Source organism: Leptotrichia buccalis C-1013-b (assembly GCF_000023905.1).
GTDB classification, from domain to species: Bacteria; Fusobacteriota; Fusobacteriia; order Fusobacteriales; family Leptotrichiaceae; genus Leptotrichia; species Leptotrichia buccalis.
Genome location: NC_013192.1, coordinates 50,813 through 67,075, shown reverse-complemented (window position 1 = coordinate 67,075; position 16,263 = coordinate 50,813). Strand labels below are relative to the sequence as shown.

The following is a 16,263-nucleotide window of genomic DNA, read 5'->3' as shown; positions in this document are numbered from 1 at the left end:
ACTATGGATTTAAAAAATTTAGACAGAGAAACATTAGAAAAAATACTTAGAAAAGTAGTACAAGAAGAACTAAAGAAAAAAGTTGGAGGATTTGAAAAACATATTGATAAAAGTGGAGTTGGGGTTGTTAAAATTCCTACTGTAAAACCAGAAAAATTTGATACAGGAAATCCAAATGACAAAGTATTCCTAACAGACGTATTTTCAATTGAGGAAAGTGGAAGATTAAGCTGTGGAGTTATGGAAATGGAAGAATCTACATTTGATTGGGAATTGAACTATGACGAGATAGACTATGTAATAGATGGAACATTAGAAATCATAGTTGATGGAAATAAAGTTACAGGAAATAGAGGAGATGCCATTTTAATTCCTAAAGGTTCAAAAATAAAATTTAGTGCTCCTAACTTTGCAAGATTTTTATATGTAATTTATCCTGCAAATTGGGAAGAAACTATAAAAAAAATAGTATAATCAAAAAAAGAGGCTGTTAGTCACTACATTGTACAAAGGTGATAACAGCCTTTTGTATTATTCAAATGGAAAAATACTATAAAGATAAATTTATTGAATAGTTTCAATAAAATCTACAGCTTTTCCCAAAATACGTTTTATCCGTTCATTTTTTACTATGATAGGAGAATCAAGATTTTCAATAATATCGGCTATTTCTCCATTTTCAAATATAGCTATTTTGTCGCATAGACAATAGCAAGCTTCAAAATCATGGGAAACAAAAATGTATGTTAAATTCATAGTTTCCTTTAGTGAACCAAGCAGTTCAAGTATTTGCTCCTGAATGATAGGATCAAGACCGCTCACAGATTCATCAAATATGATTATTTCAGGTTCCAGTATTAATGCTCTTGCGATACAGACTCTTTGTAGTTGTCCTCCGCTTAGCTGAATGGACTTTTGTGACATAAATTCAGGGTCAAGTCCTACTTTTTTTAAAAAATTTTTTGCACGTTTTTTCATTTCCTCGTATGAAATTTCCTTTTTGTAGTGTATTTTTAGAGGTTCAGTCAAAACTTCCTCTACTGTATATTTTGGATTTACTGCACCAAAAGCATTTTGAAAAACTAGCTGAATTTTACGATGAATTAAGGATAATTGCTTTTTATTGATATTTTTGTATGATATTTTATTAAATATGATATTTCCTTCATCAAAGGGTTCCAGTCCTACAATCAATTTTGCTAATGTACTTTTTCCTGAACCACTTTCTCCCATAATACCAAGACATTCGTTTTGTGAAACAAATAAATTTATTTTGGACAAAATGGCTTTCTTATCATAGTATTTGCTTACATTTTCAATTACTAATTTTTTCATATTAAATTCCTTCTTTTTTGTATCTTGTGTAACGTTTTCTTAATATTAATGATTTGCCGTAGTCACTTTGAGGATTTTTTAACATATCAAAAGTATTACCTTTTTCAATCAAATTTCCATTTTTCATAATAATTATTTTTCCACCAAGTTCTTTTGCAAGATTGTAATCGTGAGTAATTACTATAAGTGAAGTGTTTTGAGATTGTAGATTTTTAAGTAATTCAGTAACTTTTTCAGTATTATAGTAATCAAGGGCTGAAGTAGGCTCGTCGGCTATCAGGAGCTCAGGTTCCAGTTGAATCATCATTGAAAACATTATTCTTTGTAACATTCCCCCACTTAATTGGAATGGATATTTTTTCATTAATGCTTCTGGATTTGGAAGATTTAATTTTTTCATTTCCTCAATCATTTTGTCTATACATTCTTTTCTTGACAAACCAAGCCTGCTTTGAAACAGTTCCACAGCGTGAGATTCCACATTTTGAAAAGGATTAAACACAGCCATAGGATTTTGGGAAATATATGAAATTTTTTTACCTCGGTATTCATTCCATTCCTTTTCTGATATTTTTAATAAATCTTTTCCATCAAAAAATATATTCCCATTTATGCTGGCATTATCAGGCTTTATTCCTATTAATAGTCTGGAAAGCATTGTTTTTCCTGAACCACTCTCACCAATGATAATGAGAGTTTCCCCTTTGAGTAATGTAAATGAAATATCATTTAGGATTGTTTTGTTATCAATACTGACTTTTAGTGCATTTATATTTAATTTTTCCATAATTTTTTAATTCCTTTATTATCAAAAGTTTCACCTAACAGGTTAAATGTTAAAACTGTTATGAAGATAGCAAGTCCTGGATATAGTACCAGCCCTGGAATTCGTCTGAAGTAAGGCTTTGCGTCGTTTAGCATCATTCCCCATTCGGATATGTTTGGCTGCACTCCTATTCCTAAAAAGGAAAATCCTGAAATCATTAAAATTATATTTCCAATATTCATTAGCGCTGCAATTAAGACAGGCTTGAAAACAAAAGGAAGAATATGTTTTCTTATTATGAAAAAGGGCGAAGCTCCGATTGCCTGTGCTGCCTGAACATACTCCTGCTGTTTGACGCTAGAAACTGTATTTCTTAAAATTCTTGCATAGTAAATCCATTCAACAGCGCTTACAGCAATTACAATGTTTCCTATTCCTTGTCCTAAAATGCCGACAAATGCCATTGACAAAAGAAAACTCGGAAAAGCCATGAAGACATTTACAATCCATAAAAATATTTTATCTAGTTTCCCTCCAAACCAGCCTGCCAAAATTCCCACAGGAAAGCTTATACATAAAGTAACAACTGTAATTAGGGCTGAAATCATAAGTGATAGCCTTGTTCCGTAAATTAATCTTGAAAGAACGTCCCTTCCCATATGATCTGTTCCCAGTTTATGAATTTTGCTTGGAAGCTGCAGTTTTTGTGAAATATCGGTGAACTGCGGATCATAAGGAGCAAGTAAAGGTGCAAAAATAGCAATGAAAATCAATACAGCAAGTAATGATACTGAAAAACAAAATAATTTTCTTTTTTTCATAATTATAATACACCTCCAGCTTTGGATTTTTCTTTTATTCTTAATCTTGGATCCATATATTTTACAAGTACTTGAGTAAATTCATTTACAATAATAGACATTACTCCAAAAAATAAAAGACAAATTTGAATTAATGGAAAATCCCCAGTTTTTACTGCTGTAGTAAATAATTTTCCAATACCCGGCCAAGCGAAAATTTCCTCAATTAATACACTTCCTGTCAGTAAATACATAATATTTGAACTTAGAACTGTAATAATTGGAATAGATGTATTTCTTAGTAAGTGGTTGAGAATTATTCTTTTTTTGGAAACACCTCGAATGATCGCATTCTCAACGTGAGCTTTTTCCATTTCTTCAAGTATATTTTTTCTTATAAAAAAAGTCGTCTGTGCAATTAAAGGCAGTACAAGCGTTATGCAAGGCAATATAAAATTTTTCCAGTCGCCTCTTCCTGAAACAGGCAGGATTTTTAATGAAACTGAAAAGAAAATAATTAGTATATAGCCTAGCCAAAAAGTGGGAAGAGATACTCCTGTGTACGATAAAACTTGGATTATGTAGTCAAAAGCTGTATTTCTCTTAATTGCGCTTAGGATTCCTAATAAAGGAGATAATATAATCAAAATTACAAATGAGAAAATCCCAAGCTGAAAAGTTGGAACAATAGCTTCATTTACAAGTTCTGTAACAGGAGCTTTTTTTGTATATGATGTTCCAAAATCACCTTTTAATATGTCTGTGAGCCAGTTAAAATACTGAATGTGCAAAGGTTTGTCCAGTCCCAGATTTTTTCTGGTTGCTGCTAATGTTTCTGTGGTTATGCTTACATGTGATGCCCTTAAATAATTTTGGGCAGGATCTCCTGGCGACAGTTTTACAAGAAAAAATGTGATAACTGATATTGCCAGAAAAATCGAAAATAATGATATTAATTTTTTTATCACAAAATCATCCCTTAAAATTGAATATATATTCAACCTCTTTAAAATCGAACTATTTCTTGTTAAAATAATGGTTTTGTTATAAATTCTTTTTAGCAAGGGGTCAAGACCCCTTGTTATGAAACAAACTAATTATTCTATTTTTAAAATGTAGTTTAGCATGGCTAAAGCAGTTGTAATTTCTGAGTTCAGCTTTAAAGAGGTTTTATTATTTCAATATTTGTAATTTATTTTACTTTTACTGTTGTCCATACAGGGAGCCTGTTTTCTTCAGGCATAAATTTCACGCCTTCCAGTTCTCCTGTTCTGTAAACGCTTAGTAAAGCCTGATAACTGATTGGAATATATACGGCCTGCTCTTGTAAAGTAGTTAATACGTATTTATACATTTCGTTTAATTTAGTTTGATCAGGTTCAATTAATAAAGCTCTGATAGTTTTGTCTAGCTCAGCTTTCATAGGTAAGCCTAGCTGTGCGGCATAAGCTGGATTTGTTCCATTAACTGAATCATCAGCCATTGCAGTCAGGTAAGCGTGTGGATCCCAAGGGGCACCCCATGAATAGTCAGACATTAAGTCATAATTTTTTGTAGTTGCATTTTCCCAGTATGCTTTTTCTTCCATTGCCTTTAAGTCAACTTGGATACCAATTTTTTTCCATTCTCCTTGAATGTATTCTCCTACATTTTTATCTGTAACTTTAGAACTGATGTAAGGGAAAGATAGAATCATTTTTTTACCATCTTTTTCTCTCATACCGTCAGCACCTTTTTTCCATCCTGCCTCATCAAGCAATGCCTGTGCTTTTGCCAAGTCAAAATTATATTTTGTAACTTCTACATTTGTGTGAGGTACATTTGGTGCAAAAATCGTATCAGCAGGTTTTTCAATACCACCAAATATATTTTTTGCTATGCTTTGCTTATCTACGGCGTGACTTAATGCCTGTCTTACCTTAAGATCTTTTAAAATAGGGCTTGTAGTATTTAAAAGTATCATTCTTGTAGACATTGGTTCAGAAGTGGCTGTAGTGTATTTTTTATCTTGTCTGTATGTTTCAAATCTATCTAGGCTGATTAACCCGTTTCCATAGATCAAGTCAATATCACCTGATTCAAATTGAAGTGCAAGTGTTTCACTATCAGGAATAGCTTTTATTACAACTTCTGAAGCGGCAGGTTTTTCTCCCCAGTAATATTCATTTCTTACAAAAACTGAATATTCATTGTTTTTATGTTCTTTTAATACCCAAGCTCCTGTTCCTATAGGTTTTTTGATTCCTTTTGAAGTATCTCCATTGTCAGGAAATCCAGCATCTCCAAGAAAACGTATAGGACGGATCATTGCCAAGTCATAGAGTGTTGCAGTATAAGCTGTATCTAAAACTATTTCAAATGTATAGTCGTCAATTGCTCTGTATGATTTCAAATGATTAGTAAATGCAAACCATGAGTGATTTGATTTATTTTCTTTAGAAAAGACAGTATCAAAGTTTTTTACAACATTTTTTGCATTAAAATCTGAACCATCTGAAAATTTTACATTTTTTCTTAATTTAAAAGTATAAGTTTTTCCATCTTTGGAAATATCCCAAGATTCTGCCAGCATTGGCTTAATTTTTCCATTTTCCCCATAAGAAACAAGACCGTCATAAACCATATCTTGTGTAATAAACTGGCTTGGCAAGTATTCGTGAGGATTTAAGTTCCCAGTAGGCTCCTGATTAAATGCCAATGTAATTTTACCAGATTTTTCTGTTTTTCCTTTTGCTGCATCTTTTTGCTTTGGCTGGCAAGCAAAAATAAGTCCCATCATCAACATGACGATAATCGTTTTGAATGAATTTTTCATCTTTTCTCTCCTTCTATTTTATATTTTTATTATTTTTATATTACTTCAAAAAAATAAAAAAACCGTTTCTCTAAGACAAACGGTTGAAAAATACTGATATTAAAAAAAGACTAAATAATTTCAGGGATTTCATCTAACCATCTGCCGTAGTCAATTAATGAATAATTATTATGGATAGTTATCCGACTTAAAAACTGTAAAATACAGTTTTTTCACGGTTGCGGGACAGTGTAAGAATCTCACTTACTTCCCTATCTTTCGATTTTTTCAAATCAGTCATAATAATATTTAAGTTTATGTTCAATGTGTTTTCAAATTTTTTAATATTCAAGCTATTAAAAAATAATTTAGAATTTGTGTAAAATAGTTATGATTTTGAAGTTCGATTTTGAAGTGTTTTTACTATAAAAATAATAATCTTGTAATTTATACAAATTTTAATACATTTATGTATTTTTTTACAACATTATTAGTAAATTTCTGACTTTTAAATAAATTTAAATATGTGAAATAATATAACATATGTTATTTGAATGAAATTTAGCAAGAAGTTTTTAATTTTATAGGTGTAAAAGTAGTTTTATCGTATAATTTTTATTTTTTATTTGATATACAAATATTTTTTCTATACAAATAATTTTAAATATGTTATAATTGCAAAAAAGAAAAGGAGATGTAAATATGTCAGAAATAAAAAATAAAGTAACATTTAAAGGAAATCCTGTAACTCTTGTAGGAAACGAAGTGAAAGCAGGAGATGTAGCACCTGATTTTACAGTTTTGTCCGCAGAGCTGAAAGAAGTAAAATTAAGCGACTATAAAGGAAAAGTTGTTGTAATTGCGGTATTTCCATCAGTAGATACAGGTGTGTGTGCATTACAACTGTCAAGATTTAATCAGGAAGCGGCAAATTTTGGAGATGATGTGCAATTATTAAGTATTTCAGTTGACTTGCCGTTTGCACTTGGAAGATATTGCGCAGATAAAGGAATTAAAAATGCTTTGACAACTTCAGACCATAAAGAGCTGGATTTTGGGACAAAATATGGATTTGTAATAAAGGAACTGAGATTATTATCACGTGGAACAGTTATTGTGGATAAAGATGGAATCATAAGATATGTGGAATATGTTCCTGAAATTGGAGAACATCCAGATTATGAAAAAGCATTGGAAGTAATAAAAGAGCTAGTATAGGATAAAACTAGAAAAACTTGTTTGAATTTAAATTAAAGAGTTGAGATTATTCAATTTTATCAATTTAATTTTAAAACAGTAAAATATATAATGAAGTAGGATTTTTATTATTTTGCTTCATTATTTTTTATTTAATTTCAATTTTTTTGTAAATTTTTTTAAATTTATGCTAAAATATGATAAAAAATTAAATAAATCTAGATTTCATCAGATTGCCATAATCTTTGAGCTTGATTTTAAAGTGGCATTACTATGAAACTATATTTTAAGAAAAAAAAGGAAAAGAAATATGATAAAAGAATTTATAATTTTGATGCAATTTATGACAAGACTGCCAATTCCTGTAAATATGGAATATGATGAAGAAAAACTGGGAAAATCAGTAAAATATTTTCCACTAGTTGGAGCAATAATAGGAGTTTTTCTTTTTGCTGTAAATTTTTTGGCAGGAAAGATTACGGGAAATAGGCAAATTATTGCAATAGCTTTAATAATAGCGGAAATTTTGATAACAGGGCTTATTCATATTGATGGGCTGGCAGATACTGCGGATGGACTTTTCAGTTATGCGAAAAAGGAAAAAATGCTTGAAATAATGAAGGATTCAAGGATTGGTACAAATGGAACGGTAATACTTATATTATATTTTATAGCAAAGTTTGTGTTTCTTTCTCAAGTTAAATCTGGATATTTGCTTCTTTATCCAATAATTTCAAGATTGTCAACATCAATGAATGCAGGATTTGGAGAATATGCAAGAAAAGATGGAATGAGTAATGGAATTATCGACCAGAATGGGAAAAAAGAAGCTATTATTTCTATCATAATAGTAGCAGTATTGTCCTTTGGAATTATGAAAATAAAAGGTCTGACAATATTACTTCTGGCAATAATATTTATACTTTGGTTTATGCAAAATGTAAAGAGAAAAATTGGAGGGATAACAGGAGACACTATGGGAGCTTCTTTGGAACTTACAGCATTATTAGTTTTATTTGCTGGAATAATATTAAATTAATTCTAAAAGTGAACTACTCCCGTTTTTAGAAGCGGGAGTTTCTTGGGAAGTATCTGCTTTTGTTAGCCAAATATATTTACCAAGCTCTTTGAGTAGTTCCTACCCTGTTTTTTTATTTCCTAATATTTCAACATTTCTTTTCCAATGTTTTTTATATTCAATGCCGCATTGTAATCTCTATCAATTTCAATTCCACAGCATTATACGCTTCAGACAATTTTTTCGATAATTTATGTAGAAAATCTCTTCGACAATTTTTGATATATTCATGCAATTTTGATATTTTGATTTTTTGTTTATACCAATTTTTAGAAAATCTCACTTTTCTTGATAATGATTTTTGTAATTTTTTCAATTTTTTCTCCAACATCCTAAAATATCTTGGATAATCAGCCCTTTGGTTTTCAGAACTGATAAATAATTCAGACATTGAAAAATCAAGTCCAATCACTTTATCATTACTTGGATTTTTTTGAATTTCTTTTTCAAATTCTGTCAAAACAGAAACATAGTAATTTCCATTACTATTTGTCAATGTTACCAACTTTATCCTGTAATTCCCCGGTATTTCTCTATGATATTTCAATTTTACTCTTTTCAATTTTGGCAAAACCAAATATTTGTTTTCCTCAATTCGTATTGAGTTATTCACACAATTTGTCGTGTAACTTTTAATATTATTCTTTTTAGATTTGAACCTTGGAAACTTTGCTCTCTTCTGAAAGAAATTCGTAAACGATCGTTTTACATTCAATTGAGCATTTGAAAGTGCCAGACTGTCTACTTCTTTCAAAAATTGGTTTTCACTTTTCAATCTGGCAGGTGTAATTATTTTATTTTCCCCAGTTTCTTCATAAATTTTATTCGCAGTGTACAAAATTGTATTGTAAACAAAACGAACACATCCAAAAGTCTTGTTTATCAATAATTCCTGCTCTTTATTTGGATAAATTCTGTATTTGAATGCTAAATTATATTTCATAAAATTACACCTCCTTTTGATTTTGAGTATTATTTTTAATTATTTCTTTAGAAATTTATCATTAAGATTTCTCTTCGATATTTTATACAAAAATTGTATCATAGACGTATCCTTTTTTCAATTTTTTTACAAAAAAAGACAGAGTAAAAAAAATAGGGGCAGTCATTAAATACCACAACAAACTTTTTTGACTGCTTTTTTTAAAATATTTTACTTTGTGATACTTCTTTCAAAACTTCCCTAAGCGTACATTCTCCTCCTCTCAAATATGGCAGATTTGTGCTTTTTCCTGTTTCATTAACAATTTCTGTCAAGCATTCCATCTCTATTGCCTTTTCTAGTGAACTCGTTCTTTTGCCGCTAAAGTACAATTCATACGCCTTTTCCCTGTTTTTTCCATAGTTTGCAAAGAAAGTGTGGTATAACGCTCTTGCCTTTATCTTTCTTCTTGAAAATGCTTTTGGCCTACTTGATAGAAATCTTGAGCATTCGTGGGACACTAGGGCTTCCGTCCTTGAGCCTATGTAGTCTTCCTCCGTATATATTCTTCTTATCTTCTCATATTGGTTAAACAGCATCTTCGTATAGTCTTTTCTTCTCTGACTTACATTCTCCTTTTCCTTGAAATTTTCATAAAAGTTTTCAAGTTCTTTAAAATCGCCTCCCTTTAGCCATTTGTAAAGATTTTTTGATATTTCCTTGTCCCTTTTAGAAATTTCAGCTATGGCTTTTACTAAATGGAACTTGTCATAAATGTGTATTGGCTTGTAAATTCCAAGTTCTCTTACAAAGCTGTCTATCCATATTCCTCCATCAGAGTTCACAATTAGTTTCTTTTTGTCCATATTGTATCTTTTTTCAAGATAGTTAAGTACATACTCCGACACTTCCTCAAGCGATACGGATGTAGGAAACATTATTGTGTGCTTGTCAATGAGTTTGTTCCTGTCTGTGCAGATTTCCTCAATTCCACGATGTATTACAACCATCCTCATATATGTATTTTTACTTCTTCTACACTTCATATGATCTTCATCAATCTCCATATATACTGGCGAATTGTCGTCTCTTTCAAATCTTTCAATATCAAGTTTCGGCATTTGAAAAGAATTGACAAGATTATACACGGTAGCCCTTGAAACACCGTAAGTTTTTGCAAGAAATGAAGCTGTAGTATACTGATATTCAAAAAGTATAGTAAAAATCATCTCCTCAGAAAGCCGTCTATACCGCTTAAGTCCAATTTTTTCATCAATGTAATAGTGAATGCCTGTTTTTTTGTTTACATATTTTCGACGTTCAAAAGTTACATCCCCGAAGGCAGTAGTAACAGTTCTTTTAACAAATCCTTTGCTTTTAAACTTATCTTTTCTTTCGTTGGAATGAAAGAAGTGATCATCAACTCTTTTGACATAAACTCTAAACAGCATTTCAAAAGCTTTTGTGACAAACAGCTTAAACTGCTGCTCAAACGGAAGTCTGAAGGAAAAAATATTTTTAAAAAAAGTCTTTACAAGTGAAAAAAAATTTGATATTCTAATCATAGAGGAAACCACCTTTCAATAGGATTGGCGATTATATTGTAACTGGTTTCCTCTTTTTTGTTAATTTGAAATTTAATTAAATTTATTTGCCCCTATTTTTTTTTACTCTGTCAACTAATATTTAAAATTTCACATTATTTTTAGAACTAAATGCATTTTGAAAAAATCCATCAGATAAGTTAAATTCAAAAGTTTCACGGCTGATGTAACCGACAGTTTTGTCGCTTTCGTAAAGTTGAATGAGAAAATTTGCCATTTCTTCGGATGTATGATAGTTTGGATAAGATTTATCATAATCAAAATCAGTTTTACCAGTTGCTACATTTCCAAAGTTAGTTTTGGTTGCGGCGGGTGCTAGGATTTTTGCTTTTAATTGTGCGTTGTTTTGCTTTAATTCTAGCGCAAGTCCTTCTGTGAAGGCGTTTACGTAAAATTTTGTGGCACAGTAGACAATTCCGTTCGGAACGATTGTGTAGCCTCCTGCTGAGGAGATATTGATTAATTGAGATCCTTTTTCGTTGTAGTAATCTTGGACGTATAAAGAAGATAGCAAAGTTAATGCCTCTACATTGATATGAAGCATATCTGAAATTTTATTTAAAGGCTGCTCTTTTACATCGCCATACATTCCAAAACCTGCATTGTTTATTAAAGTTTCAATGTGATAATTTTTTAATTTTGAATATAGTTCAGGGATTTTACCGACATCTGTTAAGTCAAAATCTATTACAAGAATGTCCAAATTAGGATTTTTCTTCAAAATGTCGCTTTTTAAGTCTTTTAGTAAATTCTTTCTTCGTGCAATCAGAATAAGATTTTTATTTCTTTCTGCAAATTTTAGAGCCACAGCTCTACCTATTCCCGAACTTGCTCCTGTTATAACAGTATATTTGGTTTTCATAGTTATTACCTCCATAAATTTGATAAATAAAGGATAGCAGTTAGAGTATAGTATAAGTCAAGAGTTTTTTGAAAGGAGAAAATAAAATGAAAAAGAATGAACAAAAAATAATGCAAATAAAGGAATTTTCAGAAAAAACAGGCTTAACACCATATACAATAAGATTTTATGAAAAAAAGGAACTGTTTCGTGTAAAAAGAGACGAAAAGAATAGAAGAATATACGATGAAACTGACATTGAATGGATAAAAATGTTAAAAAGATTAAAAGATATGGGAATGAAATTGAGTGAAATTAAGAAATATTCAGATTTACGATATGAAGGGAACGGAACGATAAAAGAAAGAATAAAAATTTTGACAAATCATAAAAAATATGTAAACATAGAAATTGAAAAGTGGCAAAAATATTTACAAAATCTTGATGATAAACTTGAGATTTATGAGAGTTTTTTAAAAAGTATTTCTGAAAAATAAAAGGGTCATAAATATATAGAAATTTAGGAGTAAATATGCTTACAGATACAAATATAATTTGGGGATTTGCCTTGTTATCACCTTTTATAATTCCAGTATTAATTTTATTAACTTTCTGGTTTTTTGTTTCAAAACGAAAGTTTAATTTTCTTATTGCATTTACGATTTTATCATTATTATTTGTTAGGTATCTTCGTTTTCCTTATGACACAGTTAACCGTAACAGTGAGATTAAAATATCAAAAAATTTTTTGATAAAAAGAACTTTGAGTTCGGATTTAGAGCATGAAGTTTATAAACTTGTTGATAAGACGAAGCTTGAAGATTTGATTTTGTATTTAAATGGATTAGCTAAAATTAATAATACTTGGGTTGGTTATATAGAAGAAACAGATTCTTACGAAGGAAAATATGGTGTCAAACCAGAAACATATTTTTTCATTAACGACAATAAAATTGAATATAACTTAGATGAGAAAACTTTAGAAAAAAGATTAGGTTTAAAAGAAATAAAATTACAGGATGCTGAGTACTTTGTTGATAAATTTGGGAGTAAAAAAGAAATCTTATATCAATATCAATTAGATAAAACAGGAGATTTAGATGAAAATATTTCTTTAAATTCAGAATTAAGCAAGAAATTGGAAATAAATTATAAAAAAGACAGAGCATTCTATTTGATGTTTTGGAGTGTAATGTTGCTTATGGAAATTATTTATCTGTTTATAAAAAATAGAAAAATTACAAAAAGTAATAAAGATTAGTAAGGAGAAAAAAGGATGAAAATAAATTTATGTCAAAAGCAAAAAGTTTTTTAGTATTAGTTTTATTTACAGTAATTTACTTTTTCTTTCAGAAAACAATATATCCAGCATTAGCACTTTTGTTCTGGCTGGTTTTTGCGATGTCGTCAGCAGGAATTATTCTTAATACTCTGGAATTTTTACATCTTCCGCAAGTGGCTATGACCACTATTGCTGTTGTAATTTCGGGAATTGCTTTAATAATGGTGCTTATTCTTGTATTTTACTTAGGATATTTGTGCAGTAAATTTTTGAAAAAAATGGATAAAACGGTATTAGGCAGTGTAATGACAGCTATTTTAATTTATTTTTTGTATAAAGTTTTTACAGAAACAGATGAAAGTACAGCAATGTTTGCGCCGACAGCACGGGAAATACATATTTTCTGTACAGCATCACATATTTTTTACACAGTTGGAGTATTTTTTAGTGATAAAGTCAAAAAAATATTAGATAGAATAAAATTTAAAAGAAAAAAATAAAAGAAGGAGGAAAAATAAGTGGAAAAAAATACAAATAAGCTTGTGAGAAAACCGAATAATTTTTTAGGATTAATTTTATTTGCGATAATTTATTTTTTAGTTCAGAATGTGATATATCCGCTATTAGGATTTTTATTCTGGTTTTCTTTCACGCTGATTTTTGGAGGAATAGCAGATGCTTTGGGAATTTTAAAAATAAAAGAAATTCAAGTTATTTTAACTTATCTATTTTATTGTGTTTGTTTGGTAATATTATCTGGATTTATGTGTTATTTAGGATATTTATGTAAAGATTTTCTAGGAAAAATGAATAAAATAGGATTAAATACCGTAATGATTGTAATATTGATTTATTTTTTGTACAAAACTGTTGCTGGAGATCAAAATTCAATAATTGATGCTTTAATAGATGAGAAAAAGTATATATTTTGTACTATATTTCATATTTCGTATATAATGGGAGCATTTCATAGCGATAAAGTCAAAAAAATATTAGATAGAATAAAATTTAAAAGAAAAAAATAAAAGAAGGAGGAAAAATAAGTGGAAAAAAATACAAATAAGCTTGTGAGAAAACCGAATAATTTTTTAGGATTAATTTTATTTACAATAATTTATTTTTTAGTTCAGTCAGTAATATATCCAGTGTTAGCATATTTGTTTTGGTTTATTTTTACATTATTTTCTACTGGGATTTTGTTGGAAGCTCCAGAGCAGATTTTGAAGATTTTTGTAATTGTGTTTTCGTTGTTTTGCTTGATAATAATATTGGGAATTATGTACTTCTTAGGATATTTGTGCAAAAGATTTCTAAAAAAAATGAATAAAAAAGTATTAATTTTGGTAATGATTGTAATATTTATTTATTTTGTGTTTAGAGCTATTTTTGAAAATGAATATAGTTCGATAATGTCTCGTTTGACAAATGGGAGAAAATATATATTTTGTATATTATCGCATGTTTCATTTGTAATTGGAGTATTTTATAGCGATAAAGTTAAGAAAGTATTGGACAGAATAAAATCTAAAAGAAAATAAAAATATTTTTTGCAAATCCAATTTGCTTATGGCATTTTTATCTGTTATAATTGTTTTACTAAGAATAAATAAGTTATTTATGAAAACATTATAATTTTTTTAGGAAAAATTAAAATAAGAATTCAATATTGTTGGGAAAAATTGGTAATTTAGATTTTTTAGAAAGTAAGAGGGGATTAGGAATATGAAACGTTATTGTTACGCAAATTCTATCGAGAATTTTTTAAACGAAGAAAAAAGTAATTGGTTAAATAAAATGAAAAAGAATTTTCGAGAAAATTATAATTTGGAACTTGGAGAGCTGCAAATTAAGGCTTGGGATGATAGTTTTGAGCAGTTGAAAAAAATTCTTGTAAAAATTGAAGAAATTAAGAAAAATTTTAATATTATATTTGAATACGAATTGCCGTATGAAGGTGGAAGAAGGATAGATGTTATTATTTTGAGTAATGAAAAAGTTTTTATTTTAGAATTTAAAATGAAAAAGAATTTTTTGGTGGAAGATATTGATCAAACAGTAGCGTATTTTCGTGACATTCAAGAATATCATTTTGAATCAAGAAATAAAAAAATAATACCAATTTTAGTACTTACAAAATCTGAAAATAAAAAAACTAAGAGAAAAAAGAGCATTACTATATGTTCAATTAATTATTTATCAGAAGTAATTCAAAGAGTAGTAACAAAAGAAAATAAAATGAATGGAAAAAGTTTAAAAAATTGGATTTATTCAAAATATGAACCACTTCCTACAATTATAGAAGCTGCACGAGTAATAATGAAAAATGAGGAACTTCCAAACATTCGTAGAGTAAGCAGCACTAGGATTCCTGCTGCTATGGAAAATTTACAAAATATAACTATTGATGCCAAAAAGAAGAAAAAACATATTTTGGTGTTTGTTACTGGAGTGCCGGGAGCGGGGAAAACATATTTAGGATTACAGTATGTTTATGATATTTGCGAAAGCATTAAAAGTATAAATTCTATTTATTTGTCTGGAAATGGTTCATTAATTAAAGTTTTATCAAATACGCTGGGAAAAAATAGTAATGTATTTGTAAAAAGTATTCACAAAGTTATTAATGAGTATTTGGAAAAGGGAGCAACAGATTTTGATAAAAATGTAATTGTATTTGATGAAGGGCAGCGTGCTTGGGATAAAGAGCGAATGAATTTTAAGAAAAAAATTAATCGCTCAGAACCAGATATCTTAATTGAAATGACAGAAAAACGCTTAGACTGGGGAGTTCTCGTAGTTCTTGTAGGAGAAGGACAAGAAATTTATAATGGCGAAAGCTCCAATTTAGCACATTGGAACGAGGCGATTAGTAAAAGTGAGAAAAAATGGGAAGTTATTTGTCCAGAAAGATTAACTTCTATATTTAAAAGTTCGAGTAATATTATTAAAAATGATAATTTTGATTTGGATATTAGTTTGAGAAGCCATTTAGCTAATAAAGTAAGTCAATTTGTAAATTTTTTGTTAAATAGTGATATAGAAAAAGCAAAAGAATTAGCTCCATCAATTTTAAACTCAGGATTTAATATGTATGTTACACATAGTTTTGGAAAAGCTAAAAAATATTGTTTTAAAAGATATTCTAAAAATGAGAAAAAATATTACGGCGTAATGGCTTCATCTCAAGCTAAATATTCCGAAAATTTCAAAAATAAGAAAAATAATACTGATATAAATGTAGTAAAATGGTTTAATGATAATGATTTTAATTATCGAATAGAACAGGCAATTTCAGAATTTCAATGTCAAGGTTTGGAAATTGATATGCCTATAATTGGATGGGGCGAGGATATGTTGTGGAATGAAAAAGAAAGAAAATGGGAAAACTTTGATAAAAATAATGCAGGAGATAGTTTATATCGTGTTAATAGTTACAGAGTTTTGCTTACACGTGGACGTGATGGCTTTATTATTTATGTTCCAAAAAAATTATCACCAGTTTATGAAGTTTTAGTAGGAGTAGGAATGGAAATTTTATAATAATTTGACTTTTTTAATAAAAGTTAATTGTAAAAGAAAAAGACTACAAAAACTTGATAATAATAGAATTTACATAATAAAAGAGAAAAAACCTTTTCAAAAAG

17 protein-coding genes and 1 riboswitch are annotated in these 16,263 nt (G+C 29.1%); of the genes, 9 read left to right on the top strand and 8 right to left on the bottom strand.

Annotated elements, in window-relative coordinates:
- Window positions 1-3 precede the first annotated feature (3 nt).
- Entirely contained in the window at window positions 4-474 is a 471-nt protein-coding gene (locus tag LEBU_RS00295) for a cupin domain-containing protein (protein ID WP_012806188.1), read from the top strand.
- 90 nt (window positions 475-564) lie between these two features.
- On the opposite strand, the gene LEBU_RS00290 is transcribed toward LEBU_RS00295, so the two are convergent.
- The 5 genes from LEBU_RS00290 to nikA form a co-directional block, all read right to left on the bottom strand.
- Entirely contained in the window at window positions 565-1,335 is a 771-nt protein-coding gene (locus tag LEBU_RS00290; RefSeq protein WP_012806187.1) for an ABC transporter ATP-binding protein, read from the bottom strand.
- A gap of 1 nt (window position 1,336) precedes the next feature.
- On the bottom strand, window positions 1,337-2,122 hold the full coding sequence (locus tag LEBU_RS00285; protein ID WP_012806186.1) for an ATP-binding cassette domain-containing protein: 786 nt from the start codon (window positions 2,120-2,122) through the stop codon (window positions 1,337-1,339).
- Window positions 2,110-2,922: an ABC transporter permease gene (locus tag LEBU_RS00280; RefSeq protein ID WP_012806185.1), complete on the bottom strand. Its 813-nt coding sequence runs from the start codon at window positions 2,920-2,922 to the stop codon at window positions 2,110-2,112. The genes LEBU_RS00285 and LEBU_RS00280 overlap by 13 nt, the downstream gene beginning before the upstream one ends.
- Before the next feature lie 2 nt (window positions 2,923-2,924).
- Complete coding sequence (locus tag LEBU_RS00275; protein ID WP_041760702.1) at window positions 2,925-3,869, bottom strand: ABC transporter permease; 945 nt, start codon at window positions 3,867-3,869, stop codon at window positions 2,925-2,927.
- Window positions 3,870-4,093: 224 nt separating this feature from the next.
- A complete protein-coding gene (nikA, locus tag LEBU_RS00270) occupies window positions 4,094-5,716 on the bottom strand; it encodes a nickel ABC transporter substrate-binding protein (protein WP_012806183.1) in 1,623 nt (540 codons plus the stop codon).
- A 156-nt stretch (window positions 5,717-5,872) separates the two neighbouring features.
- A riboswitch (cobalamin riboswitch) is annotated at window positions 5,873-6,008 on the bottom strand.
- 389 nt (window positions 6,009-6,397) lie between these two features.
- On the opposite strand from nikA, the gene tpx reads away from it, so the two are divergent.
- Together tpx and cobS are read left to right on the top strand one after the other, a co-directional pair.
- Entirely contained in the window at window positions 6,398-6,913 is a 516-nt protein-coding gene (gene tpx, locus LEBU_RS00265; protein WP_012806182.1) for a thiol peroxidase, read from the top strand.
- A gap of 289 nt (window positions 6,914-7,202) precedes the next feature.
- A complete protein-coding gene (gene cobS, locus LEBU_RS00260; protein WP_012806181.1) occupies window positions 7,203-7,931 on the top strand; it encodes an adenosylcobinamide-GDP ribazoletransferase in 729 nt (242 codons plus the stop codon).
- A gap of 157 nt (window positions 7,932-8,088) precedes the next feature.
- Here cobS and LEBU_RS00255 read toward each other — a convergent pair whose 3' ends face one another.
- From LEBU_RS00255 to LEBU_RS00245, 3 genes are all read right to left on the bottom strand, one after another.
- Entirely contained in the window at window positions 8,089-8,913 is an 825-nt protein-coding gene (locus LEBU_RS00255) for an RNA-guided endonuclease TnpB family protein (RefSeq protein ID WP_012806180.1), read from the bottom strand.
- A gap of 200 nt (window positions 8,914-9,113) precedes the next feature.
- Entirely contained in the window at window positions 9,114-10,457 is a 1,344-nt protein-coding gene (locus LEBU_RS00250; protein WP_012806179.1) for an ISLre2-like element ISLbu1 family transposase, read from the bottom strand.
- 121 nt (window positions 10,458-10,578) lie between these two features.
- Window positions 10,579-11,358, bottom strand: coding sequence for an SDR family NAD(P)-dependent oxidoreductase (locus tag LEBU_RS00245; RefSeq protein ID WP_012806178.1), 780 nt, complete (start codon window positions 11,356-11,358; stop codon window positions 10,579-10,581).
- An 86-nt stretch (window positions 11,359-11,444) separates the two neighbouring features.
- On the opposite strand from LEBU_RS00245, the gene LEBU_RS00240 reads away from it, so the two are divergent.
- The 6 genes from LEBU_RS00240 (at window position 11,445) to LEBU_RS00215 (ending at window position 16,159) form a co-directional block, all read left to right on the top strand.
- A complete protein-coding gene (locus LEBU_RS00240) occupies window positions 11,445-11,834 on the top strand; it encodes a MerR family transcriptional regulator (RefSeq protein ID WP_012806177.1) in 390 nt (129 codons plus the stop codon).
- Between the two features lie 35 nt (window positions 11,835-11,869).
- On the top strand, window positions 11,870-12,598 hold the full coding sequence (locus LEBU_RS00235) for a hypothetical protein (protein ID WP_012806176.1): 729 nt from the start codon (window positions 11,870-11,872) through the stop codon (window positions 12,596-12,598).
- Window positions 12,599-12,627: 29 nt separating this feature from the next.
- Window positions 12,628-13,119 carry a hypothetical protein gene (locus LEBU_RS00230; protein ID WP_012806175.1) on the top strand — a complete coding sequence of 164 codons (492 nt, stop codon included), beginning with the start codon at window positions 12,628-12,630 and terminating at the stop codon, window positions 13,117-13,119.
- 18 nt (window positions 13,120-13,137) lie between these two features.
- Entirely contained in the window at window positions 13,138-13,644 is a 507-nt protein-coding gene (locus LEBU_RS00225) for a sodium:proton symporter (RefSeq protein WP_012806174.1), read from the top strand.
- Window positions 13,645-13,662: 18 nt separating this feature from the next.
- Window positions 13,663-14,157 (top strand): sodium:proton symporter, encoded by a 495-nt coding sequence (locus LEBU_RS00220; protein WP_012806173.1) that lies wholly within the window; start codon window positions 13,663-13,665, stop codon window positions 14,155-14,157.
- 184 nt (window positions 14,158-14,341) lie between these two features.
- Window positions 14,342-16,159 carry a DNA/RNA helicase domain-containing protein gene (locus LEBU_RS00215; protein ID WP_012806172.1) on the top strand — a complete coding sequence of 606 codons (1,818 nt, stop codon included), beginning with the start codon at window positions 14,342-14,344 and terminating at the stop codon, window positions 16,157-16,159.
- Window positions 16,160-16,263: the final 104 nt, after the last annotated feature.